Annotated in this window: 22 protein-coding genes; 5 read left to right on the forward strand and 17 right to left on the reverse strand. The window is 34.1% G+C overall.

Going from position 1 to position 25,756, the window contains the following annotated elements; translation table 11 throughout:
• Window positions 1–84: 84 nt before the first annotated feature.
• The 3 genes from AC6CHK_RS13470 to tsf all read right to left on the reverse strand — a co-directional run bounded on the left by AC6CHK_RS13470 (window position 85) and on the right by tsf (window position 7,251).
• Window positions 85–2,919 carry a T9SS type B sorting domain-containing protein gene (locus AC6CHK_RS13470; RefSeq protein ID WP_498096980.1) on the reverse strand — a complete coding sequence of 945 codons (2,835 nt, stop codon included), beginning with the start codon at window positions 2,917–2,919 and terminating at the stop codon, window positions 85–87.
• A 106-nt stretch (window positions 2,920–3,025) separates the two neighbouring features.
• Entirely contained in the window at window positions 3,026–6,112 is a 3,087-nt protein-coding gene (locus AC6CHK_RS13475) for an FIDD domain-containing protein (protein WP_498096982.1), read from the reverse strand.
• A 311-nt stretch (window positions 6,113–6,423) separates the two neighbouring features.
• Window positions 6,424–7,251: a translation elongation factor Ts gene (gene tsf, locus AC6CHK_RS13480; protein WP_498096984.1), complete on the reverse strand. Its 828-nt coding sequence runs from the start codon at window positions 7,249–7,251 to the stop codon at window positions 6,424–6,426.
• Between the two features lie 147 nt (window positions 7,252–7,398).
• Between tsf and AC6CHK_RS13485 the strand changes: the two genes are divergently transcribed.
• Window positions 7,399–8,100: a DUF6759 domain-containing protein gene (locus AC6CHK_RS13485; protein ID WP_498096986.1), complete on the forward strand. Its 702-nt coding sequence runs from the start codon at window positions 7,399–7,401 to the stop codon at window positions 8,098–8,100.
• A 59-nt stretch (window positions 8,101–8,159) separates the two neighbouring features.
• Here AC6CHK_RS13485 and AC6CHK_RS13490 read toward each other — a convergent pair whose 3' ends face one another.
• The 3 genes from AC6CHK_RS13490 to AC6CHK_RS13500 all read right to left on the reverse strand — a co-directional run bounded on the left by AC6CHK_RS13490 (window position 8,160) and on the right by AC6CHK_RS13500 (window position 11,653).
• The gene (locus AC6CHK_RS13490) at window positions 8,160–9,116 is read right to left on the reverse strand and encodes an acetyl-CoA carboxylase carboxyltransferase subunit alpha (protein WP_498096988.1); all 957 of its coding nucleotides are present in this window, start codon (window positions 9,114–9,116) and stop codon (window positions 8,160–8,162) included.
• Between the two features lie 47 nt (window positions 9,117–9,163).
• A complete protein-coding gene (gene gltX, locus AC6CHK_RS13495; protein ID WP_498096990.1) occupies window positions 9,164–10,669 on the reverse strand; it encodes a glutamate--tRNA ligase in 1,506 nt (501 codons plus the stop codon).
• A gap of 75 nt (window positions 10,670–10,744) precedes the next feature.
• The gene (locus AC6CHK_RS13500; RefSeq protein WP_498096992.1) at window positions 10,745–11,653 is read right to left on the reverse strand and encodes a glycosyltransferase; all 909 of its coding nucleotides are present in this window, start codon (window positions 11,651–11,653) and stop codon (window positions 10,745–10,747) included.
• 93 nt (window positions 11,654–11,746) lie between these two features.
• On the opposite strand from AC6CHK_RS13500, the gene AC6CHK_RS13505 reads away from it, so the two are divergent.
• From AC6CHK_RS13505 to AC6CHK_RS13520, 4 genes are read left to right on the forward strand one after another with little or no spacing between them, the layout of a single operon-like run.
• The gene (locus tag AC6CHK_RS13505) at window positions 11,747–12,094 is read left to right on the forward strand and encodes a phosphomannose isomerase type II C-terminal cupin domain (RefSeq protein WP_498096994.1); all 348 of its coding nucleotides are present in this window, start codon (window positions 11,747–11,749) and stop codon (window positions 12,092–12,094) included.
• A gap of 7 nt (window positions 12,095–12,101) precedes the next feature.
• Window positions 12,102–13,283: a glycosyltransferase family 2 protein gene (locus AC6CHK_RS13510; protein ID WP_498096996.1), complete on the forward strand. Its 1,182-nt coding sequence runs from the start codon at window positions 12,102–12,104 to the stop codon at window positions 13,281–13,283.
• Window positions 13,283–13,936: a glycosyltransferase gene (locus tag AC6CHK_RS13515; protein ID WP_498096998.1), complete on the forward strand. Its 654-nt coding sequence runs from the start codon at window positions 13,283–13,285 to the stop codon at window positions 13,934–13,936. The genes AC6CHK_RS13510 and AC6CHK_RS13515 overlap by 1 nt, the downstream gene beginning before the upstream one ends.
• Before the next feature lie 7 nt (window positions 13,937–13,943).
• Window positions 13,944–15,167, forward strand: a complete 1,224-nt coding sequence (locus tag AC6CHK_RS13520) for a glycosyltransferase family 4 protein (RefSeq protein WP_498096999.1) — start codon at window positions 13,944–13,946, stop codon at window positions 15,165–15,167.
• On the opposite strand, the gene AC6CHK_RS13525 is transcribed toward AC6CHK_RS13520, so the two are convergent.
• The 11 genes from AC6CHK_RS13525 to pdxA all read right to left on the reverse strand — a co-directional run bounded on the left by AC6CHK_RS13525 (window position 15,164) and on the right by pdxA (window position 25,733).
• Complete coding sequence (locus AC6CHK_RS13525) at window positions 15,164–16,375, reverse strand: glycosyltransferase (protein WP_498097001.1); 1,212 nt, start codon at window positions 16,373–16,375, stop codon at window positions 15,164–15,166. The two genes, AC6CHK_RS13520 and AC6CHK_RS13525, sit on opposite strands and share 4 nt — an antisense overlap.
• Before the next feature lie 5 nt (window positions 16,376–16,380).
• A complete protein-coding gene (locus tag AC6CHK_RS13530; RefSeq protein ID WP_498097003.1) occupies window positions 16,381–17,328 on the reverse strand; it encodes a WaaS/CpsH family glycosyltransferase in 948 nt (315 codons plus the stop codon).
• Window positions 17,325–18,314, reverse strand: coding sequence for a hypothetical protein (locus AC6CHK_RS13535; protein ID WP_498097005.1), 990 nt, complete (start codon window positions 18,312–18,314; stop codon window positions 17,325–17,327). The genes AC6CHK_RS13530 and AC6CHK_RS13535 overlap by 4 nt, the downstream gene beginning before the upstream one ends.
• Before the next feature lie 88 nt (window positions 18,315–18,402).
• Complete coding sequence (locus tag AC6CHK_RS13540) at window positions 18,403–19,359, reverse strand: WaaS/CpsH family glycosyltransferase (protein ID WP_498097007.1); 957 nt, start codon at window positions 19,357–19,359, stop codon at window positions 18,403–18,405.
• A gap of 10 nt (window positions 19,360–19,369) precedes the next feature.
• Window positions 19,370–20,338 (reverse strand): glycosyltransferase family 9 protein, encoded by a 969-nt coding sequence (locus tag AC6CHK_RS13545; RefSeq protein ID WP_498097009.1) that lies wholly within the window; start codon window positions 20,336–20,338, stop codon window positions 19,370–19,372.
• A gap of 31 nt (window positions 20,339–20,369) precedes the next feature.
• On the reverse strand, window positions 20,370–21,620 hold the full coding sequence (gene rocD, locus AC6CHK_RS13550; RefSeq protein WP_498097011.1) for an ornithine--oxo-acid transaminase: 1,251 nt from the start codon (window positions 21,618–21,620) through the stop codon (window positions 20,370–20,372).
• Window positions 21,621–21,719: 99 nt separating this feature from the next.
• Window positions 21,720–23,075, reverse strand: a complete 1,356-nt coding sequence (gene accC / locus AC6CHK_RS13555) for an acetyl-CoA carboxylase biotin carboxylase subunit (protein ID WP_498097013.1) — start codon at window positions 23,073–23,075, stop codon at window positions 21,720–21,722.
• A gap of 93 nt (window positions 23,076–23,168) precedes the next feature.
• Window positions 23,169–23,651 carry an acetyl-CoA carboxylase biotin carboxyl carrier protein gene (gene accB / locus AC6CHK_RS13560; protein ID WP_498097015.1) on the reverse strand — a complete coding sequence of 161 codons (483 nt, stop codon included), beginning with the start codon at window positions 23,649–23,651 and terminating at the stop codon, window positions 23,169–23,171.
• Window positions 23,652–23,775: 124 nt separating this feature from the next.
• Entirely contained in the window at window positions 23,776–23,979 is a 204-nt protein-coding gene (gene rpmF, locus AC6CHK_RS13565; RefSeq protein WP_498097017.1) for a 50S ribosomal protein L32, read from the reverse strand.
• Window positions 23,980–24,047: 68 nt separating this feature from the next.
• Entirely contained in the window at window positions 24,048–24,560 is a 513-nt protein-coding gene (locus AC6CHK_RS13570; RefSeq protein WP_498097019.1) for a YceD family protein, read from the reverse strand.
• 81 nt (window positions 24,561–24,641) lie between these two features.
• Entirely contained in the window at window positions 24,642–25,733 is a 1,092-nt protein-coding gene (gene pdxA, locus AC6CHK_RS13575; RefSeq protein ID WP_498097020.1) for a 4-hydroxythreonine-4-phosphate dehydrogenase PdxA, read from the reverse strand.
• Between the last annotated feature and the right edge of the window lie 23 nt (window positions 25,734–25,756).

Below are 25,756 nucleotides of genomic sequence, written 5' to 3' on the forward strand. Positions count from 1 at the left end.
TAAAATGTCTTAAAAAATTAAAAAGTCAATAAAAAAACCACGATTGAAGCCGTGGTTTTTTAATAATTATATTATTTATTGTTATTATCGGTTTTTAAGTAAGATCCAACCTGAATATTTAATAGCAGTTTTATTCTTGTTATTTTCATTCCAGCTGATATTATACCAATAATTTCCTGTAGAAAGTTTTTTGTTTCCGTTGGTTGTACCATCCCATGTATAGCCGTTATCTTTAGTTCCCTGGTGAATTCTGTTTCCGTATCGATCAAAGATTCCGAAAACTAAATTTGGTTTGTGAGCCAATGCGGAATAATCCAATACATCATTTACTCCGTCATTATTTGGTGTGATTACATTAATAATATTAGGAATTGTGATTTCGACTTCAATAGGTGTACAATCATAGCTGTCTTTTACATATACTCTAATATCACCTCTTGTAAGATCTGTAAAGATATTAGAATCTTGCCAGTTGATGTTATCCAATGAATATTGATAAGGTGTTACACCGCCAACTACGTGTACTGTAATATTGGTATTTGAAATTTCAATATTAGAAACAACAGGCTGCTCGGAAGCATATACTTTCACGGTTTGTCTTGTTGTACATTCTCCTGTTCTAAGATCAACCCAATAAGTGCCAACACCAACATCTGATATAGTTTGTGTTGTACCGCCTGTACTCCATGTATATTCATCAAAGCCAGGTCCTGCATCTAATGTCGTTTTGTCTTCAATACAAATGACCTTATCAACTAAAACTGTAGATTTTACCGGCGCTAAAACGACCAATGTAACTTCAGCAATTCTGTAACATCCGTTTGCATTACTTACTTTAATATATACCACACCGTTTGGAGCTATATAATTAGTAGGATTAGTAATTTCATTAGTTCCATTATTTGCATCTGTAGGAGACGGATAATAATTTTTTGTAATTCCCGGCTCTGTAGTAACATTCGCAATAGTAAGATTAAATAATGCTGTTGCTACATTTTCCGGTAAGAAGCAAGATCTTAATATCGCGTCATTTACTACAGGACTTTCGGATATTGTTAAATTTAAAGTGATCTGTTCGCAATCAACAAATTCGGGAGCATCTCCGCAGAATTTATAAACTATAGTGTCAGGACCTACATAATTGAAGTTTGGAGTATATCCGATAACTCCTGTTGTTGCATTTACTATTGCTGTACCATTAGTAGGAGGCGTAATAATCTGCACCGTACCCGGAACAAAATTTTGATTGGAAGAAGTAAATTGCGGAACAATATTTAAATATCCTTCGCAGACAGTTTGTGTTTGTGTAGTTTCCTGAAGACAGGTAAAAACTTTATACACCGGAGTGATTGCAGGAGGGCAAGTTCCCACTGTAATTCTTACCGTATAGTTTCCTGAAGTCGTTGGTGTATAAGAATTGGAGTTGGCGCCAGGAATAGCAACGTCATTTCTAAACCATTGATAAGTATCATAGCTATCATCCACTTCCAATACAAGACCCGGAATACAATCTCCTGTTTGTTTAGAAATAAGTGGAATTGAAGAGAATCCTGCAAAATAACCTCCATATCCGGATGTACTGAATCCACCATTGATACCTGCCGTAACAGCTTTGTTGGAAACGATCGTTAAATTATTTACAACATTTTCTAAAGAATAAGTGACCCAATTGGTGTTTCCTGTTACAGGAAACGGTCCTTGGGCTGCTGTCGGAGCAGTTCCATTTACAGTTACTACCGCACCGGTCTCTGTTAAAATATTCAGTTTAACGTTTGTGCCGCCTGGAGTTGCGCTGGCTCCGCCGGCTCCAGTAGGCATTTGGTTAACTCTACCAATTTCATCAATTTTTCTGGGTAAAAAACAGTTTAAAGGAGGTATATAGTTAAATCCGCAGGTTGCATTATCAGTTCCAACGGCAACCAACTGATATAGATATACATTTTTTGTAGTACTGATAAACATATTGGCATGAGTTCCTCCTTGTACAATGTAGTTGCTTCCTGAAATTCTATACCATTCTCCACTATCCAATGTCGCAGCAGGAGTTGTGGATCCATTTAAATATACATCGGTATTATTTTCAGTAGCGATGATGATACCACCTTCAAGGTCGTTAAGAGTAGATCTGGTTCTCACCATTGCAAATGTATTTCCCAATCTTTCTACAGGTACCGACTGGTCTAAAATAGCATCAGACCCTCCGGCAAATGCTGCAGCCCCAAAATTTCCGTTCATATTACCGTTGGTAAGAGTAATAGGTTTGTCGGAAACGATTTTAGCCCCAATGAAGGCACCCATATTTGCCGCAATAGTTCCAGGACCTGCAAAAATAAAAGATTGTCCTTTGTTTAGTGTAAACGTGTGTGTATTGGTTGTAGGGTTGGCTCCAAAGAATGTTATATTTGCAGTTGCGCTCCATGTAACCGTTACAATGGTATTATTTTCAGTCGCTAAAACTCCTGCAGTAAAGTTATTTGTTGTACCTGTATATTGAGAAGGCGTATTTGCTACATAAAACTCTTTGCCTATTCCTGCTTTACCTTTACTTGTTACAATTTCTGCATGGGTTGTATTGCTTGCTAATCTAAGGGTACAATAAAATGGTTTTTCTCCTTTTAGGTATAAACCTTTATTAATCACAGTAAAAGCCTCGCCAGGATTGCTTACAGCAATATTCCCTGCTGGTACTATGTAAATCTGAGGATTCCCTTTACTTATTGTTACTGTTCCCAACGCGACATTGTTGCTATTGATAGTAACATCAAAAGGTTGTACCGAATCTGTAGATAGATACAGCGATCTTCCTGTGTATGATGTTGTTTCGTAAAAAGGTGCTATCCAGTGATCGGTATCTCTTTGTGCAAAGACTGTATTCACACTCAGCAAAATTAAAAATAAAGAGAGTAGAAATTTTTTCATAAGCTAAAATTAGAATTAAAAAAAATGTTTATCCGTAGAAGTTTATTGAATAAATCTAAATAAGCCACGATGTAAAGTCGTGGCTTATAAAAGACTTATATGGTTATTATTCTCTATTTTTTACTAAAATCCAACCAGTATATTTTATTGGAGTTTTAGTTTCATTAGGCTCGTTCCAGCTGATATGATACCAATAGGTTCCGGTAAGGATTTTTTTGTCGTAATGCGTTCCGTCCCATTTGTAATTGTTGAATTTATCTCCTGTAAATATTTTGTTACCATATCTGTCGTAGATTACAAAAACAAGGTTTTGCTTGTAAGCCAATTCAGTATAATCGATATAATCATTTACATTATCTCCGTTTGGAGTAATTGCATTTACCAGATTTGGAACCGTTACTTCCACCGAAACAGGGGCACAATCATAAGCATCTTTTACATAGAATGTATGCTGACCTCTTGAAAGGTTTGTAAATACATTGGAGTCTTGCCAGGTTGTAGTTCCGTCTACAGCATATTTATAAGGAGCTGTTCCTGCGCTTACCATAACGGTAGCTGTATTGTTTGATATTTCGATTGAAGTGATTACAGGCTCAACTACTTTTTTCACACTTACGAATTGCTTCACAAAACAACCTTCGCTTTCAAGAATCACCCAGTAATCTCCAACTGCAGCCCCTTGGATTGATTGAGTTGTTGCACCGTTACTCCATTCATAAGAAGTATAACCAGGACCAGCATCCAATGTAGTTCTGTCATCAATACAGATATATTTATCTACAAGTAAAGGTGATCTTTTAGGTGGTGTAACTTTCAAATGGATTTTAGCAATAGCATAACATAAGTTTGAATTATAAACTCTTACAAACACAGTTGCTTCTCCTGAAATATAGCTGGTAAGATTTCCGGCAATTATATTTGTTCCATTGCTGGCATCAGTGAAAGTAGGATAGAACATTTTGGTTACCGGTGCTTCAGCTGTTACAACCGCACTGGTAAGGTCAAATTCTCCTTTTGTTTCGTTATTTTGTATGAAACACACGGTAAGAGTAGCATCGTTCACTACCGGAGTAGGATGGAAATCTAAAGTGATTTTCGCATTTCCGATACATCCTTCTGCTGTAACAACCTGAACATATACAGATCCCGGACCAGAGAAGTAATTGGTTGGATTACTGATCTGATTGGTGTTAGCATTAAGATCTGCTAATGTTGGATAAAACTTTTTAGTAGTTGGAATTGTATTATCAGTTACATTGGCAGTTGTTAAATCAAAGAATCCTTTTCCGGCATACTGACAAGCTTTTATCGTTCTGTCGGTTAATACAAGTGGTACCAAAGTTAAATTTAAAGTGACTTCTTCACAATCAATAAACTCGGGAGCATTTCCACAGAATCTATATACAATTACATCTTGTTGGCCAGGAGGCAATCCTGGATTCGGAATGTAAGTAATTACACCTGTTGTCGGATTCAGAGTTGCTGTGCCGTTTACAGGTTGGGTTACAATTGTAACTGTACCAGGAACAGGAACCTGAGTTGAATTTGTAAATGCTGGCGTGATCACCTTAGTTCCACAAATGAAAATATCTTCTTCTGTCTCAGCTAAACAAGTAAATACTTTGTAAACAGGTGTTGTCACAGGCGGACATGTCCCCATTGTTACCTTTACGGTATAGTTACCTGCTACTGTGGGAGTGTATGTATTTCCTGTTGCACCCGGAATCGGAGCTCCGTTTAAATTCCATTGATATGTTTCGTAGCTGTCATCTACTTCTAAAATAATTCCAGGAATACAGTCTCCTGTTTGCTTTGCGATTACCGGGATAGAAGAGAATCCTGCAAAGTATCCGCCATATCCGGCAGAACCTAAACCACCATTAATCCCTGCTGTTACGGCCTTATCAGAAACTATGGTTATATTATCCACAACACCTTCTAAAGCATAAGTAACCCAGGCAGTATTTCCTGTCAGTGGATATGGACCTTGTGCCGCAGTCGGAGCTATTCCGTTTACAGTTACAACTGCTCCGGTTTCCGTTAAGATATTTAACTTAATAAGCATATCATTAGGGGTCGGGTTGTTCGGAATAGGCATTTGATTAACCAATCCGATCTCATCAATTTTCCTTGGTAAGAAACAGTTGAGTGGTGGTATATAATTAAAACCGCCGGTATTGCTAATGTTGTCTACTGAAACCAATTGATATAAGTATACATTTTTTGAAGTGGTAACCAGCATGTTGGCATGTCCTGCAGTGCCTTGAGCTGTATATTGATCTCCCTGGATCCTATACCATTGGCCTTGGTTTAAAGTTGTAACCGCAGTTGCTGCTCCATTTAGAAATACTTGTGTATTATTTTCGGTAGCCACAACAATTCCACCTTCCATGTCGGCGCTTGTAGATCTTGTTCTTACCATCGCAAAAGTGCTCCCTAGTCTCTCCACCGGTACGGACTGGTCTAAAACAGCATCTGATCCGGAAGCAGTGCTAGCTCCGAAGTTTCCGTTTACGTTCCCATTGGTAAGGGTAATTGGTTTATCAGCAACAATTTTAGCTCCGATAAAAGGGCCGGTACCTGACGTATTACCGGCAAAAATAAAAGATTCTCCTTTATTTAAAGTAAATGTATGTGTATTTGCAGTTGGGGCGCCACCGAAAAAAGTGACAGCACCGTTCCAGGTAGCAGTTACAACTGTATTATTTTCTGTCGCCAAAACTCCGGCAGTAAAATTATTAGATGTAGCAGTAGAAGGAGTGGAAGCTACATAGAATTCTTTTCCTAATCCGGCTTTCCCTTTACTCGTAACGATTTCCGCATGGGCGGTACCCGACACCATTCGAAGAGTACAGTAAAAAGGTCTTGCTCCCGTAAGGTATATTCCTTTATTGATAACATTAAAAGCTTCTGCTGGCAGATTTGTCGAAATTACCGAAGCAGGAATAGGCAAGAAACCCGGATTGTTTTTGCTGATGGTGATTGTTGAAACAGCAGGAGCGGGTAAAGGCAGGCCATTACTGGTAACAGTCACTTGAAAAGGGACAACAGAATCTGTTGAGAGGTATATCGCTTGTGTATAAGTGCCAGCACTGGTATAAAATGGCGCTATCCAATGTTCTGTATCTCTTTGAGCAAAAATATTATTGATCGAGAGAAAAACTAAAACTAAACTGAGTAGAAATCTTTTCATAAGATATGGAATTAGGATTTCTACAAAATTAATATAATATTTAATATATTCTTAATAAATACTAAAAAAAAATAATTTTCATTCTTTATTTTTAATTTAAAAGCCATCCGTGATGCGAAACTGGCAATTTTATTTATTGTTTACCCTTTATTATGATTAATCAATAAATCAGTAATTATTGTATTTTACTGTTTATTTTTCTTCAGAACCATTTTTGATTTGAAAAGTTTATAAATCATTATTGCTCGGATAGATAAACAAAAATCCCGATGAATACTCACCGGGATTTTTATGTATTTTAAAGTAATTGCTTAAGCTAAGCTAACTCTTACAAATCCGGTAACTTTCAAGTCTGCGTTTACAGATTTTACGTAATCAGCAACAGAAATAGAACTGTCTTTGATGAAATCTTGGTGTACCAAAGTGTTGTCTTTGTAGAATCTCTGCATTTTACCTTTCAAGATATTGTCGATAATGTTTGCAGGTTTACCTTCTTCAGTAAGTTTGTGTCTTTCGATTTCCAATTCCTTATCGATTGTTTCCTGAGAAACTTTAGTTTCGTCAAGAGCGATTGGGTTCATTGCGGCAACCTGCATAGAAACAGCTTTAGCAGCTTCGTCAGCACCTTCTACTTTAGCAGAAACAGCAGTGATTGAAGCGATTTTGTTACCAGCATGGATGTAAGCTCCCAAGTACGGTCCTTCGATTCTTTCGAAAGCACCGATCTCGATTTTCTCACCAATTACACCTGTCTGCTCAATCAATTTTTCAGCAACAGTGATTCCGTGGAAATCAGAAGCTAAAAACTCTTCTTTATTAGAATATACAATAGCCTGCTCAGCCAATTCATAAGCCAGTTCTATGAAAGCTTCGTTTTTTGCAACAAAGTCAGTTTCACAGTTTAAAGAGATAATAACGCCCATTGTATTGTCTTCATTTACTCTGGCGATTACAGCGCCTTCAGAAGATTCTCTGTCAGCTCTGTTGGCAGCAACTTTCTGTCCTTTTTTTCTAAGGATATCTACCGCTTTTTCGAAATCTCCTTCTGCTTCTACTAAAGCTTTTTTGCAGTCCATCATACCTGCACCTGTTTGGTTTCTCAATTTTGCTACATCTGCAGCAGCTGGTGAATAAGACATAATATTTATTATTTTTTTATTTAAAATTATGATTAACTTTAATAGTTTATTTTAAAGATGTGCAAAGATAATGATTTTAATGATAAACTAAAAAATGACTTTTCACGTTATAGTATTATTTAATAAATTTTTAAAGGTTTTTAATACATGAGAAAAATATTTCTGATCTTATTCCTGGCCATATTCAGTTTGGGCTTTTCCCAAAAGAAAAAAAAGGCTAAAACAAAAGTAGTTGCAGAGAAAGAAACAGTCATTATATATACTGAAACGGATGCTGAAAACTCATCCGAGCCGAGAATTATCGCAGGATTTCTGAAGCAGAATCCGGGTCATGCACGAACAGATTTTTTTAAGAAAAAACTGGTGATGATCATTATGGCCGACAACTCGCCTGAAGCTAAACCTTCGATAAGACCAATAAGTAAAGATAAAATTGCCAAAATTGTAAGCAATAATGAATTGAATAGTGGTAAAACCGTAGCTTTAAATACAAATAGCACCAAACAAGGAGAAAGAAATGTGAGTTTTGCAAGTGTAGGAAGCAGCAGCAAAAAATCTGAAGCCAGCGAAAAAAATAAACGAACAGCAGCAATGCTTAGCCATATTTTTAACGATGATCCTAGTGATAAAGACGCTTACATTAATATTAAAAATAAATCAAACTGCCGGCTGATTATAAAAATAAGCGGGAAAAAATACTATAATCTGGATGTTCCTGCAAAAGGACAAAATTTTATATTAATAGAAAAAGGAGATTATGTTTTGACGACAATGGTTTGTGATGCAAAATACTCTTCAATAAAAAAGATTAGTAAAGATATCGAAATACAGCTGGATGTAGCTGATTAGAATTAAATGAATAAAAATAAAAAAGGCAGCTTTAGATTTTTCTAGTGCTGCCTTTTTGTTTATCCTTTAAATTGCCCCATCGCAATAAATTTGTCTTGTCTTTGGGTTTCAAGCTCCTGTCCTGTAAATTTGGAAAAAGCTTTGATATTTTGTAAGATCGAACTTTTTAAATTTAAATAAGTAGTCTCAGGATCATAATGCGCTCCGCCAAGAGGTTCTTCAATGATTCCGTCGATGAATTTTTCTCTCAAAGCATCTTTCGGAGTCAAATTCAATGCGTTGGCAGCATCCTCTTTGTGATCCCAGTTTCTCCAAAGGATTGACGAGCAGCTTTCAGGTGCAATTACAGTGTACCAAGTGTTTTCAAGCATATAAACTTTGTTACCGACACCAATTCCCAATGCGCCGCCGCTTGCTCCTTCGCCAATGATGTAAGTAAAGATCGGAGTTTTTAGCTGCACCATTGTAAAAATATTTCTCGCAATAGCTTCACCTTGCCCTCTTTCTTCAGCTTCCAATCCGGGATAAGCTCCGGGTGTATCTACTAAAGTAATAACAGGAATTCTAAACTTTTCAGCTAATTTCATTAGCCTTAAAGCTTTTCTATATCCTTCAGGATTTGGCATTCCAAATCTTCTGTGTTGTCTTTCTTTGGTTGTTCTTCCTTTTTGAGTACCAATGATCATCACTTTTTGACCGTCTAAAGTAGCCAAACCTCCGATCATCGCAGGATCATCTGCAAAATTTCTGTCACCGTGAAGTTCCAGAAAACTTCCTTTATCTACCATACCTTTTATATAGTCTATGGTATAAGGGCGATCCGGATGACGCGATAACTGTACTCTTTGCCAAGGCGTAAGATTTCCATAGATTTCTTTTTTCTTTTCTATGATCTTATCCTCAATCTGACTGCATGCTAATTTTACATCAACACCACTTTCTTCTCCTACCAACGAACACGTCTGGTATTGATCCATCAGTTCTTTTATAGGGAGTTCGAAACTTAAATATTCCATTCTTGAAGTAAATTAAATCTTTCAAATTTATGAAAAATTATGCAACTCTATTTAAAATTATTTATTGCATTGTTTATTCGGGAGATACTTTCCTCTTTTCCAATAAGTTCCAGAATATCGGGAACATCAGGACCTTTTAGTTCTCCAACCAAAGCTAAACGAAGAGGCATCATTACTTTACCCATGCCTAAACCTTTTTTCTCAGCAAAATCATGGATAAATTGTTTTAAAATTTCAGATTCAAAGTCTAAAACTTCAAGTTCTGCAGAAAATTCGCCTAAAATAGCAGAAGTCTCATCATTCCATGCTTTTTTTGATGCTTTTTCATCGTAAGAAGTTGGAGCTTCAAAGAAAAACTTTCCGTTTTCGTAAATATCTTTCGGAAAAGTAGCTCTTTCCTTCATCAGATGAATAATTTTTAATAATTTTTCATCTTTAATATTTAAGTTTAAATCTGAACTTTTTAAAATTTGAAGTAATTCTTCTTCAGATTTCAGTTGAATATATTGATGATTAAACCATTCCGCCTTTTCTTTACTGAATCTTGCGCCCGCTTTATGAACTTTATGAAGATCAAATTCCTGAATCATTTCTTCCAAAGTCAAGATTTCTTTATCATCCGCCGGAGACCAGCCTAAAAGCGCAACCATATTCATAAAAGCTTCAGGTAAATAGCCACTTTCTCTATATCCTTTTGATACATTTCCGGTTGCAGGATCTGTAAAATTTAAAGGAAATACAGGGAATCCGAATTTGTCGCCATCTCTTTTGCTTAGTTTTCCTTTTCCTTCAGGTTTTAATATTAATGAAAGATGTGCAAACTCTGGCGCTTCCCAACCCATTGCTTCATACAGCAAAGTGTGTAAGCCTAAAGATGGCAACCATTCTTCACCACGGATGACGTGAGAAATTTCCATTTCGTGGTCGTCGATAATATTGGCGAAATGATAAGTCGGCATTCCGTCATTTTTAACTAAAACTTTATCGTCCAAAGAGTCTGTATTCACGGCGGAATTTCCTCGAATGATATCTACCAAACCTAAAGTTCTGTCAACAGGCATTTTAAATCTTACAACGTAAGGCGTTTTATCATTCAGCAATTTCTGAACTTCCTCTTCAGAAAGGGTAAGGCTGTTTTTTAAACGGTTTCTGGTTTTGTTATCATAAGAGAAAACGTCTCCTTTTGCTTCGTATTCTGCACGGATTGCGTCTAGTTCTTCTGCGGTATCGAAAGCGATGTATGCATAATCTGTTTTTAAGATCTGCTCAGTATATCTGTCGTAAATATCTCTTCTTTCGGATTGTCTGTAAGGTGCAAATTTGCCTCCTTTTTTTGGACTTTCGTCAGGGATAATTCCGCACCATTCAAGAGCTTCTTCGATATATTCTTCAGCGCCTTCCACATATCTTGCGGTATCTGTATCTTCAATTCTCAATACAAATTCTCCGCCTTGGTTTTTAGCAAAAAGATAATCATATAATGCAGTTCTTACACCGCCCAAATGCAACGGCCCGGTCGGACTTGGTGCAAAACGGACTCTTACTTTATTCATTTCTTTGAAATTAGGCTGCAAATTTAAGCATTTCAAAAAAGTTTTCTTGGTAAAAGTGATTGTTTTTTAGAAAAACTATTTTATGTTTTTAAGCAAAATGTAGTTTTTATATTCGCCTATTCTTATTTTCAGTAAATCTTCCAAAGGTTGCACCAATTTGTCTTTTTTGTCCCAGATTGCTTGGGATTTATCGTGTTCAAAAACAAAATCGTGTCTTGCAATAGCTTCTGCCATTACTTTTGGATGCGTTCCCAGGAATTTTGTAACCCGGTCTACAATGTGATAATTAAATTCTTCTTTAGGCTGTTCTTCCAATTTATTTTTTTCATGCCCGTAATAATAATTGAAATTTTTTGCCTTTAAGGACATATTTTTTCGTGATCTTACCGCATTATAATGATAAATAGGCGCATCTAATTTCAGCACTTTTAGTTTTTCTCCTCTTTCGGAACCGTTTTCATATCCTTCTTTAGAATTAAATTTCCTGAAACCTTGCGAATCAATGTAAGATCTTATTTTAGGATTGTTTTTAAAAATTCTTATTTCATTCTTGTGCACGGCTCTGCTGTTTCGGATATGATTGTAATCGCCCCAAAAATGAATGAATGGTTGTAAGAAACCTTCAACTTCTTCGTGTTGATGAAATTTTTTTATGTTTTCGAGAATTTTAGGAAGATCATTTTCATGAATAACTTCATCCGCCTGGATATGAAAAACCCAATCACCGGTAACATGATCTAAACCAATGTTGGACTGTTGTGCGAAGATTTTCCCGTGCAATTTGAGATTGTCATCCCATATTGTATCTATAATTTTTATTTTAGGATCATTAAGGTTTTCTATTGCTTCACGAGTTCCGTCGGTGGAATCTCCAACAACGGCAATAAACTCATCGCAAATGGGTAAAACAGACTGTATCGACTCCAAAAAAGGAACGCCGTACAAGAAGCCGTTTCTTACATAACCATAACCGCTTATTTTCATGTTTAAATAATTTATGTGCAAAATTCTTACTTTTTTTTGAATAATGCATGATTTAATAATTTAAGTTTTATTTTTGTAAGTAAAGATTAAAAAATGTTAGAAATAGGAGAAAGACCTTGGGGGAAATATTTTGTTTTGGTAGATGAATCCAATTATAAGCTTAAAAGAATTGAAGTAAATCCGGGCCAAAAATTATCATATCAATATCATCACAAAAGACAGGAACAATGGACGGTAATTGAAGGTGACGCAACCGTGGTTTTAGATGATAAAGAAATAAAATTGTCTTATGGAGAAAGTATTTTCATTCCATTAGGAGCAAAACACCGCATGATGAATCTTTCTGATAAACCTGTTGTTTTTATTGAGGTGCAAACCGGTACTTATTTTGGTGAAGATGATATTGTGAGGATTGAGGATGAATATGATAGAATAGATTAATTATTGAATGGGGCATGAAATCTCTTTCTTAATAGGGTTAAAAAATAATTTAGATTACACTAAGTTTTTTTACGAAAATGTAAGAAAGCTATATCCCAATGTTGAGATTGTTTTCGTTAGTTTTGGAAGTACAGATGGTACACATCAATGGTTGGATAATCTAAAAGATCCGTTTTTAAACTATTTTTATTCGGATGAAAATAAAACATTATCCGATACCTATAATAAGGCGATAGAAATTTCTACGAAAAAGTTTGTTTGTTTTCTGCATAATGATATGATTTTAGGAAAACATTTTTTATCAAATTTGGAGAGAAATTTGTCTGAAAATAATATTAATTTTTACAAAGTTATAGAACCTCCAATTTTTACGGGAGATTTTCGAGATTGGAAGTTGACAAAGGATTTTGGCGATAATATTCATACATTCGATTTTCAGAAGTTTTTTGATTTTGAAGATGATTATATTTCTAATATCAATCATACAAATACTTTCACATCACATAAATCTTTTTTTTTATGTGCAAAAAGAGCCACTTTATTAGAGATCGGAGGATTAGACAATTTATTTAATCCAATGTTTTGTGAAGATGATGATCTTATCATTAGGTTAAAATTATTGGGTTTAAAAACCATCCAATTACATACTGCTTTGGTGTATCATTTTGTAAGTAAAACTTCAAGATTTTCAAAAGAATACGAAAATAAAACAAAAGGAATCGAAGAAAAATCTCAACGAAATTTTGTAAGAAAATGGGGTTTTCAAAATCATTCGAAATCTTCAGCAAAATATGATATTGGGATCATATTACTTCACGGAAATATTGAGAAGCTACACGAATTGGAACCTTTTGCAGAAAGAATCTATGTAGATTTTTTGTTTGATGATTATATAAATAAAGAGCAAAAAAACACGAAATTTAATTTAAATAAAAAGATAAAACCGATCACAAAAATTCAAAATCATGATGTAATGATATTTGTCGACGGAAAAGCTTTTAGCGAAAAAACACGGAATTCAATTTCAAATATTTCAGAAATCATTTCAAAAAATCAAAAAATATATATCAATCCCAATATTTTTATTAAACTATTTTTGAAAATTGCAAAGCCTTACCGACCTGTAATTGTTTTTAATCATCCCAAAAGAATAGAAAAATCACTCATTTATAAAAAATTAGAAATTTAATGAAACTCCTAAGAAAAATATTACCATTGCCAGGGATTTCGTACGGAATTACTGTAAATAACGAGATTGAAGAAATTGCAAAACTTTTAAATGCCTTAATTCCACTAATAGATAAAAAGGATGAAGTGATTGTTTTGCAGGATATTACTAATAAGAGCCAGGAAGTTGCAGAGATTTTAGATGGATATGGTGAAAAAATTATCAGATTGGAGGCCAGATTAGATGGTGATTTTGCAACATTTAAAAACAACTTAATAAAAGCTGCGAAAAAGAAATATTTATTTCAAATAGATGCCGATGAAATCCCTGAAGAATCTCTTATTAAAGGAATTAAATCTTATCTATCCGAAAAAAGGAAAGATGATGTGTTTATGGTTCCAAGAATCAATATTGTGAATGGAGTTACAAATGAGCATATTGAACAATGGGATTGGAAAGTAAATGAAAAAGGATATATAAATTTCCCGGATTATCAATATCGTATTTTTAAACTCAATAAAGGTATTGTGTGGGAAAACAAAGTACACGAAAGACTTCGCAATTATAAAACGATTGCAAGTTTACCATGTTCAGACTATTCTATGTGTCTTCTGCATATTAAAGAAATACAAAAACAAGAGCAGCAAAATTCATTCTACGACACCATTCAATAGGAATCTGATGAGTATAAAAATCATTTTAGACGCAGATATTATTGCAGATTCTTATAAAGACAACCGCACCGGAATTTTTCGCGTTGCTTTTGAGCTTTTTAAAAATTTGACAACTCATCCTTCAACGGATATATATTATAGTCATTTAAGCTTATTTCATCGTGAAACTTCAACTGCGGAATTAGAAGAGTTCTTTAGTGAAAATTCTATTGAGATAAAGCAAGCAAATATCAGAGCTAGACGTAAGTTTTTGCCATTCCGGAAAGAAAAGCTTTTTAGATATTTATATAATAAAATTGGAATTTACAATTATAAAAATACGTATGATGAAAAGGTTTGGAATAATGCTGAAGTTTTCCATTCTTTCTATCATCCAATTAATAGCGAAGTCAGAAAGTATACAAATTTAAAAAAGATTGTTACTGTTCATGATTTAATACCGATACTTTTCCCTGATTTGCATTTTACATCAAGTCTGATTGAGGATATCATTGCAAGCATCGGAAAAGATGGCTATGCTATTTGTGTGTCAGAAAACACCAGAAAAGATTTACTCGCTTATGCTCCACATCTCAATCCGGAACATATTTTTGTGAGCTTATTGGCAGCATCAAAAGAGCTTTTTTATGTTTGTAATGATGATGATAAATTTAATCTGATCAAAAAAAAATATGATCTGCCGGGTAAATATTTTTTGAGTGTAGGTACTTTAGAACCTCGTAAAAATGTAGATCATGTTATCCGGACATTCCTAAAAATGATAAAAGAAAATAATATCGATGATCTCGGATTGGTTTTAGTGGGAGCAAAAGGTTGGGATTACGATAAAATTTTTCAGGAATATGATAATGCCCAAGAACTGAAAGACAAGATCATTATCACCGGTAGAGTGCCCGACGAAGATCTCGCAAGTTTGTACAGTCATGCTCATTCCTTTTATTATATGTCACTTTATGAAGGTTTTGGATTGCCGCCTTTAGAAGCAATGCAATGTGGCGTAGCAACAGTCACTTCCAATACTTCATCGTTGCCGGAAGTAGTGGGAAATGCAGGAATTATGCTTGATCCAAACGATGTAGAATCACTTGCTGAAACTATGCTCAATCTATATAAAGATGAAGGTTTAAGATCTTTTTATTCTAAAAAAGGCTTAGAAAGATCCAAAATGTTTTCCTGGGAAAAATGTACTGATGAGCATGTTGAAATTTATAAAAAAATAGCAAAAGCTTAATCTAACATTTTAAAAATTTCCTCTTTTTGTGCTTCTATAGAAAACGGATAAATACCTTTTTCAGAATTGAAATGAAGCGTGTTCCACAAATCTTTATCAGTGCAAATTTTTACAATATTATCTGCAAATTTCTGGTAATCTTCGTTGCCTGCAATCAATGCGGTAATGCCATTTTCCAAAAACATTCCTTCTGCGCCGATTTCGGTCGTTAAAACAGGAAGAGTATATTCCAGAGCCTGACCGATTTTTCCTTTTACACCTGCACCAAATCTAAGCGGCGAAACAGATGCAAAACATTTTTCATAATATGGAATAATATCTTCCACATAACCGGTAACTTCAAACTTTTCAGAGTTCATTTTCAGAATAGATTCCGGAGCTTCAGAGCCGATAATCGTGATCTTCAAATCAGGTAAAACTTTCCATACCAAAGGCATAATTTGATTGTACAAAACTTCCACAGCATCCACATTTGGATCGTGGAGAAATGTGCCGATAAAGAAAATTCCGTTTCGTTTTTCAAAAGGCGGCATATCTTCCGGCTGTACTTTCAGATTGTGAACATTACTTACCGTAAACAGTTTAGATTCATCCACAAAAGCTTTCATAAATTCTTTCTCCTTATCGCTGATAACCGCAATTTTATCTGCTTTTTTACTGAGCTCGGTTTCAATATATTTGTAGCGTACGAGTTCTTTAGCTCGGTTTTTATCATATTTTATTTCCAGACCTCTTTCCATTCTCAGGTAATGTATATCTACCATATCATAGATTATTTTGGCTTGAGGAGCTTTTTTTCTAAAGAAATCTAAATAATATTCAAAAAGTTCAGGTCTGTGGCACCAAACAAAATCGATTTTTGGGAGTAAAGTTTTAATGAAATATTTTTTACCCTTCATTATGCCATATTTGTTTATAAATGGGGTATAAACAGTTACATTATGTTCATTTAGGGTTTTAATATATTTTTTAGAATCAATATTTGGGATGGCTTTTCGCCAATCGACAAGGTATACATTATAATGTTTACCTAAAAATTTTGCAATTTCTGTAATACGGTTTGAGGCGGAATCTTTATCAAAAGTTGGAATTTGACTATCAACAATCAGTATTGTTTTTTTGTTTTTATCAGGAGTAATCGTTTTTTCCGATAAAGGATAATATTTCTTAATATGGATATAATTCTTTATTTTTCTTTTGATTCCCATTGGTTTTACAATTTAAATATTCTTTTTACGAAATTTTTCACGCTGTATTTCTGAAGAATGTCTTGCGAAATTTCTACATACGGTAATTCCAGAAAGTTTTTAATTTCTTCAATATCAATTTCACTGCTGTTAATAATCAACATGTTGTTGGGATGGTAAAAATCATATTCTTTCACCGTTTTATTGGTTGTAATTAATTTTTTCCTGTAGCCAAGACTTTCAAAAGTACGGAAAGAAAGTCCGCTTTGGTCAGTTCTCTGTATATCAATCATTGCTTTTGACTGAGCAATCAATTTTTTCGTCTCCTCAAGAGAAAGATATTTTGTTGTGGAAATAAGATGAGGATAAAACAATTTCTCACACCAAAATATAACAAAATAATTTTTCAAACCTCCTTCGGACAAGGCTTTCGCCAATTTATCTATTTCTCCAATTCTTGAATCGTAAGAAGAAATATTAAAAATATCATATTTTATTTTCTCAGGTTTCAAATTTTCCGAATAAATAAAATTGGAAGTTTCTATAAAATTATACTTTTCAATATCTTCTTTTTCGTAGGAATAAATTTCATCAAAAAAGTGAGTTATTTCAAGCTGTTTCGGATATTTTTTGCAACTGTCGTAATAATATGCGATGAAATTATCTGTTTTCCTTTTTAAATTTTTTAATAACGAAACATCTAAAAGATCCGGACGAATAATGAAAATGATATCCTGCTTTTCCGTGATTTGCTGAATAATTTGATTCTTAAAGAAATCTTTCTTAAGGTTTTTGCCAAATATTTTCGTAAAGCCATTCCATATTTTCACAAAAAGGTTGGGATATTTGTATTTTATAATGTCCGTTTTAATATCAGTTACTTCGACATTATTATAAGACTGTAGTTCATGAACTACAAAATCAACATATCCATACGCAAAAGGGTAAATCAAAGTAATTTTCTTCGGCGTCATTTTCTAAATATTTCTTTTAGCTTATTTTCAAATGTTCTTTCTTCTTCCAAAACCATGTTTTTATAGTTGGAAAAATGAAGAATATGTTCGTTATAATTTACCAATATATCTTTTATTTTAGAAATAATTTCCGACACTTTTTCTTCGCTGAAATCAAATTTATATTCATCAGGAATCATCAAATCTTCATAATATGCAGAAGATCCATTTTTACCCGAAACGATACAACAATCTTGCGATACAGATTCGCGCAGCATTTTGTCTCTGCCGGGATTTTCTCCAAAATCAACATACAACAATGATTTTGCCATCAAATTTTTTATTTGGTTGGCATTCATATTTTGAATCGGAATCCACTCAAGTTCCGGAGAATTTTTTATTAATAAAGAAATTTCTTTTTTGCCTTTTTTAGGATTATAAAGTATTTGTTTATTTGTCAGATCTTTTTGGATAATTTCTTTTTTATCCAGAAAAATCGGATTTATATAATCGCAAACAAAATCTATCTGACTTTCAGGGATATTATGATCTTTCAGATAAATGTTGGAACGATAAGATTGCGCCCATTGAAAAACATTTGGGAGCGGTTCAAAATAATACTCTTTATCTTTTTGCTGATAAAATAATTTCGTGAAAAAATTCTGCTTGCGGATTCTATAATCCATTAAAACTTTGTAAAAGTCTACGCTCAGCCACCAAATTATTTTCTGACTTTTAGGATATTTTTTCACTAAAAAAGTCATTGATTCCGGGACGATTAAGATGTTTTCTGTATCATCTTCAACAAAATCTATTTCTTGGGTTTTATAAATGGCATAATTTTTCGGCTTTGCATTTTTTCTTTTAGGAATATAATGCATAAAGACATTATTAATGCCAATTTGGTGAAGTTTATCAGCCAATTGGTGCAATGCTTCCGGACCTCCTGTTACTTTATTTGGAGGACAAAAAATGATGATTTTGCTGTTTGGTTTATAATTAATCATTAAAATTTATTAGCGAAAAATTCATTAGTAAAAGAATTGTTGAAGATACAAAAACCTTACAATTATGAAAGGCTTTTGATAAAACGAATTAGGATATCAATTCATCCACCCAGTTTTCTACGCGATATTTTTCCAACAAAGATTCCGGGATTTTAGAATAAGGTGCTTCAAAAAAAGATTCTGGAATGGTGAAGTTATTTTCATCTTCAATCACAAATATATTTTGCGAATTATAAAAATCATAATTCACAATATCTGTATTAGTCGTAATCAGTTTTTTATGGAGTCCTAAACTTTCAAACACTCTGAAACTCAATCCTTGCTGTTCTTTTCTGTGAACATCCAGCAATATTTCCGACTCTTCCTGAAGCTTATTGATTTTAGAAATAGGCAAAGGTTTTTTTGAAAATTCTAAATATGGATCTTCATCTTTCTTTGATGTAAAGATGATTATTTTATAGTTAATTTTCAATTCATACAATTGCTTTGCTATCTTTTGAAAAACTGGAAATCTTTTATCTAATGAGCTAATGTTAAATACTTTGTATTTGATGCTTGACGTAATTGTATCGCTGTATTTATAAATAAAATTGGTTTTAAAAAGCAAATTGTACTTTTTGCAGTCTTTCTTTTCAAAAGAAAAAATCTGATCGAATAAAGACAATCTATTTTTAGTTTTAGGATATCGATTGATAGAATCGCTGATTATTAAAACAGACTTTTTCGATTTTTCGTTAATAGCTTTTATTGTTTTAGGCGACAGAAAATCTGCTTTAATATAAATTGAAACGTCGATATTTTCAAATTTTTCGATTTCTCTTAAAATAACGTGATTATAATGAACATATTTTAAATTCAGGATTCCAAGATTTTTAGTAAAGAAATTAAAAACCTTATGCCAAATACTTGGATATTTATATTTAAAATCATGAAAATTAATATGCTTTACAAAATGCGATTTTCTCTCCAAAGCATCAGCAATGTATTGATTGTATCCCCAATTATCAAAAGTTATAAGCAATATATTTTTTTTATTTTGAATCATTGTGATCTTGTTACATTACTTTTCCTAAGAATTCCCCCAGCTGATTCTTAAAATAAGCAGGTTTAAAATCTGCATAATTAGATTTAGGAACAAAATCATTTACATGCAAAAATAAATCCAAATCCGGTTGGCTGCTCCATGCCCAGTCTTTTAGTTGAATATGTGGAGAAAACAACGTAACCGTCGGAATCTCCAAAGATTTGCTCACATTCGTTGCTCCGCCTTCATTTCCGATCAGACATTTGCAAAGGCTTGTGACAGCAGCAAACTCTCTCAGGTTTTTGGTGTCAAAATCTTTTACAATTGCTTTTTGTGTTTTTGTAGAAACCAAATGATAAATTTCCGAGAAAAGTTCTTTTTGAGAGGGAAGATAATTACATAATATTTTAGAATTCGGCTGAAAATCAACGATGTAATCCAAAACTTTCGCCATGTATTTTATAGGATAAGTTTTTTCCGCGATGCTGCCAAAAGTACTTATCATAATCAGGTTGTCTTTTTCAGACAAACCGTTTTCTGATAGGATTTTACGCGCATTTTCCAACTCTTCCTCCAAAATATAGGTCTTTGGAAAAGTTTCTTCAAAAGGAATTTTCAACGGTTCCAACAACTGCAAGCGATGTTCGATTCCTAAAGTTGTATTTTTTGAAGATGCAGTTTTTTTCCTTTTTACAGGAAAATTATAAAAAAATTGACTGTATTTTTTAAAAAAACCAATACGTGTTTTTGCTCCTGAAAATATGCTAATAATTCCTGTTTCTACCTTTGAATAAGCATCAATTACCAAATCAAAATTTTGACGTTTTATCTCTGCCACTGTTTTAAATAAGCCATCTTTAAAAAAAATAACGTTATTTACATAAGGATTTCCAATTAAAATTTGAGCATGTTTCTGTTCTAAAAGAATGCTGATTTCTGCATCAGGATATTTTTTTTTCAATAATGGCAAAGTTGTACTTGTCACAAGCACGTCACCCATGAATTTTTTTTGAATAATTAAAATTTTCATTTTAGCTGCCAAACTCCATGATCGTTTTTTCAATAATTTTCACACAATCCAGTAATTGCTCTTCGGTGATTACCAAAGGTGGAGCCAGTCTGATGATATTTCCATGAGTTGGTTTGGCCAGTAAACCGTTTTCTTTTAATCTTAAACAAATATTCCACGCTGTTGAGCTTTCCGGAGTATCGTTTATCAAAATTGCGTTTAATAAACCTTTTCCTCTTACTTTTGTTATTAAATCAGACTTTTCTATTACTTTTTCAATTTCAGATCTGAATAGTTTTCCTAATTCTTCAGCTCTTTCAGACAAGTTTTCATCAGCAACAACATCCAAAGCTGCAACGGCAACAGCGCAGGCAATCGGGTTTCCTCCGAAAGTTGAACCGTGTTGTCCCGGCTTAATTACATTCATAATATTATCATTGGCCAAAACAGCTGAAACCGGATACATTCCACCGGAAAGTGCTTTTCCTAAAATTAAAATATCAGGCTGTACATTTTCATGATGACAGGCAATTAATTTTCCTGTTCTTGCAATTCCTGTCTGCACTTCGTCAGCAATGAAAAGAACATTGTATTTTTTACAAAGTTCAGAAGCGTTTTTCAAAAAGTTTTCATCAGGAACGTAAACTCCCGCTTCACCTTGAATTGGCTCAACCAAAAATGCGGCAATATTTTGAGCATCATTTTTTAACGTTTCTTCTAAAGCTGCAATATCGTTGTAGGGAATCTTAATAAATCCAGGAGTAAAAGGACCGTAATTTTTATTGGCGTCAGGATCATTTGAGAACGAAACAATGGTTGTTGTTCTTCCGTGGAAATTATTTTCGCAAACGATGATTTTTGCTGCGTTTTCAGAAATTCCTTTTACTTCGTAGCTCCATTTCCTAGCTAATTTTACAGCTGTTTCCACAGCTTCAGCTCCGGAATTCATCGGTAAAACCTTATCAAAACCAAATAGGGTAGTGATCTTCTTTTCGTATTCTCCCAAATTGGAATTGTAAAATGCCCTTGAAGTCAAAGCCAATTTTTTAGCCTGCTCAACTAAAGCTTCTACAATTTTAGGGTGAGAATGCCCTTGATTCACAGCAGAATAAGCAGAAAGAAAATCATAATATTTTTTACCTTCAACATCCCAAACAAAAACGCCTTCACCACGATCCAAAACTACAGGAAGCGGATGATAATTGTGAGCGCCATGCTTTTCTTCAAGGTCGATGAAATATTGTGAATTTTTTGTTTGTGCTGCTGTTGACATATTTTGATTTTTTACAAAGTTAATAATTTAATACGAAGAGATAAAAAAGTAAAAACTGCCTCAAAATGAAGCAGTTTGAAATTTTATTTAAAAATAATCTTAGTGATTATCATATTTTTTATCCATTACAAAACTCTCCATGAATTTTGTTGTATAATTTCCTGAAAGATAATCTTCATCATCCATCAGTTGTCTGTGGAAAGGAATGGTTGTTTTTACGCCCTCTACGTAGAATTCTTCCAAAGCACGTTTCATTTTTGCAATGGCCTCTTCACGGGTTTGAGCCGTTGTAATCAGTTTCGCAATCATAGAATCGTAGTTGGATGGAATTGTATATCCTGAATAAACGTGTGTATCAACTCTGATTCCGTGTCCGCCCGGAATATTTAATCCGGTGATTTTTCCAGGAGAAGGTCTGAAATCCGCGTAAGGATCTTCAGCATTGATTCTACATTCGATTGAATGGAGTTTTGGATAATAATTAATTCCTGAAATAGGAGTTCCGGCTGCCAATAGAATTTGCTCTCTGATAAGGTCATAATCAATTACCTGCTCAGTGATTGGATGTTCCACCTGAATTCTGGTATTCATTTCCATGAAGTAGAAATTTCTGTGCTTATCAACCAGGAATTCGATTGTTCCTACGCCTTCATAACTGATGAATTCCGCTGCTTTTACTGCTGCTTCGCCCATTTTCTCACGAAGTTCGTCGGTCATAAACGGAGAAGGAGTTTCTTCCGTTAATTTTTGATTTCTTCTCTGTACAGAACAGTCTCTTTCAGAAAGGTGACAAGCTTTACCAAATTGGTCTCCGGCAACCTGAATTTCAATATGTCTCGGCTCTTCAATCAGCTTTTCCATATACATTCCTCCGTTTCCAAAAGCGGCAACAGCCTCCTGAATTGCAGATTCCCAATGATCTTTAAGGTCTTCGGCTTTCCAAACAGCTCTCATTCCTTTTCCGCCGCCGCCTGCAGTTGCTTTAATCATGACAGGATAACCTGTTTCTTCAGCAACTTTTACAGCGTGCTCGTAAGATTCAATTAAGCCTTCTGAACCGGGTACACAAGGTACACCTGCAGCTTTCATTGTCGCTTTAGCGTTTGCTTTGTCTCCCATTTTTTCGATCTGTTCAGGAGAAGCACCAATAAACTTGATGCCGTTTTTCTGACAGATTCTTGAAAAGTTGGCATTTTCAGACAAGAAACCGTAACCAGGGTGAATTGCGTCTGCGTTTGTGATTTCCGCCGCTGCAATAATATTAGAAATTTTAAGATAGGAATCTTTACTCATTGGAGGTCCAATACAAACAGCTTCATCAGCAAATCTTACATGAAGGCTGTCTTTATCGGCAGTTGAATAAACCGCAACAGTTTTGATTCCCATTTCTTTGCAAGTACGTAAAATACGCATCGCAATCTCGCCACGATTGGCAATTAATATTTTTTTGAACATCTCTCCGAAAATTTTAAATTTTAAATTTTGAATTTTAAATTATTTTAAATGAAATTATTCATCTAAAATTTATAATCTTTAATCTAAAATTCCTTAAGATGGATCTACTAAGAATAAAGGTTGGTCATATTCAACAGGTGTAGCATCGTCTACTAATATTTTAACGATTTTACCGCTTACTTCAGACTCGATTTGGTTGAATAATTTCATTGCTTCAATTACGCAAACTACTTTTCCGTTTGAAACTTCATCACCTACATTTACAAAAACGTCTTTATCAGGAGATGGTTTTCTGTAGAAAGTTCCGATCATTGGAGATTTAATTGTTACATATTTACTATCATCAGAAGCAGCATCTGCTTTGTCTGTAGAAGCTGGTGCAGCAGCCGGAGCTTGTGCAGGGGCAGCTTGCTGAGGAGCAGAATGATACATCGCAGGTTGTGCAACATAGCTTACTTCGTTACCTCCAAGCGGAGTTTTAATAGTAATTTCGAAATCTTTAGTTTTATATTTTACTTCTGAAACCTCAGCTTTAGATACAAACTTAATAAGATTTTGTATGTCTTTAATGTCCATAAATTAGATATTTGATTATGGGCCAAAGATACCAAAAAAACCTAAAAAGTAACAAAAAACCACTCATTTTTATTAAAATTGAGTGGTTTTTATATTATTTAGAGTTGTTTTTAGAAAAACGCTCTTAGTTTTCTTCAGTAGTTTCAACTGTTTTTTCCAATACTACTTTTCCTCTGTAGTATAGTTTTCCTTCATGCCAGTGAGCTCTGTGGTACAAGTGCATTTCTCCTGTAGTTGCATCTTTTGCCAATTGAGGAACTACTGCTTTGTAATGAGTTCTTCTCTTATCTCTTCTTGTGGACGATTGTCTTCTCTTTGGATGTGCCATTTTGTAATAACTTTTTTAATTTGATGAGCGATGAGATCTTTCATCATCTCATCATATTATAATTATTTTTAATTTTTATCTTTTAATTTTCTCAAAGCATCCCATCTCGGGTCGCTATCGGGTTCCTCTTCTTTCGGACTGAATTTTTCAAGAATTTTTAAATCTTCATCACTTACGTTGGGCGAAATCTTTTTCATCGGAACTGAAAGCGCCACATTCTCATAAATCAGCTGTGCTACATTGAAAGCGTGATCTTTGGACGGAATGGTGATCACATCTTCTTCGCTGTCATCATACTCTTCGCCAAATTTTACCAAAACTTTAATTTCATTCTCTATCGGATAATCAAATTCTTCGTTTGTGATGTCACAAACCAACTCGATGGTTCCGTTTATCTTTATCACAAATTCTAAAAAAGTAGTATGCTTATCTAAAAAAACATCTGCCTGTATTTTAGGATTTGTAAATTCTTGCTCAGTGTCAAATAATTGAAAGAACGCGTTTTCTATCTCAAACTTGAACTCGTGTTTTCCGTTTTTTAGTCCGGAAAAGCTTACATCATAGTTTCTTAACTTGTCCATAAAATGAGTGTGCAAAAATATGCATTTTTTTTAATATTACAAATAAAATTTATAACAAATTACTTTTAATTTATTTTGCTGTTACATCTCGCTTTCCACAGGAAGATCTTCATCAATACCATTGTCGGCAGGCATTCTTCTTGGCTGTAGACGATTGCTCATAAGCTCGTTGTAATCATTTCTGTTTTTAAAAATTTTAATAGCGGTAAAAATTGCTTCCATAAAGCTCTGTTCGTCGGCTATATTTTTCCCTGCAATATCGTAAGCAACACCGTGATCGGGCGAGGTTCTGATAAAAGGAAGCCCTGCGGTATAGTTTACTCCTTCTTCATAAGCCAATGTTTTGAAAGGTGCCAAACCCTGATCGTGATACATCGCTAAAACTGCATCGAAGTTTTTGTACTTATTTGGCTGAAAAAAGCTGTCTGCCGGAAATGGCCCGAAAGCCAGAATCCCGTTATCTGAAGCCTCTTTAATTGCCGGAGAAATGATTTCTATTTCTTCCTTGCCAATCACGCCACCGTCTCCCGAATGAGGATTAAGCCCCAAAACAGCAATTTTTGGTTTTGAAATAGAAAAGTCCTCAATTAAAGTTTGATTTAATGCTTTGATCTGCTTCTTTATCTTTTCTTTCGAAATATTTTCAGCAACTTCAGAAATAGGAATGTGATGAGTGGAAACGGCTACTTTTAAATCATCTGTTACCAAAAACATCAACCCTTTTTTATTGAATTTTTCTTCAAAGTAACCTGTATGTCCCGCATGCTTGAAGCCCATCTTTACCATTTCGTCTTTGTTGATCGGTGCGGTTACCAAAACATCAATTTCACCTTTCATCAAGGCTTCAGTTGCAGCTTCTAAAGAATCGATCGCCATTTTTGTAGATTCTTCTGTTGGTTTGCCCAATTCTACATTAGAATTATCTTTCACCAAATTAAGCATGTTGAGTTTTCCGTTTTGAGCCTGCGAAGTTTCTGTAATATAATTGAAGTTCAGATTAAGCTTAAAAATATTTTTCTGATAAGTAAAAAGTTTACCTGAGCCGAAAATAATTGGAGTAAAAAAGTCTGTAATGGTTTTGTCTTTCAGAGATTTCATGATGATTTCCGGGCCGATGCCGTTGAAATCGCCAATTGAAATTCCTACTCGTACTTTATGGTTTTTTGGGCTCATTTTGATTATCTTTGAAGATTATA

It is taken from the genome of Chryseobacterium sp. GQ58, from assembly GCF_059758895.1.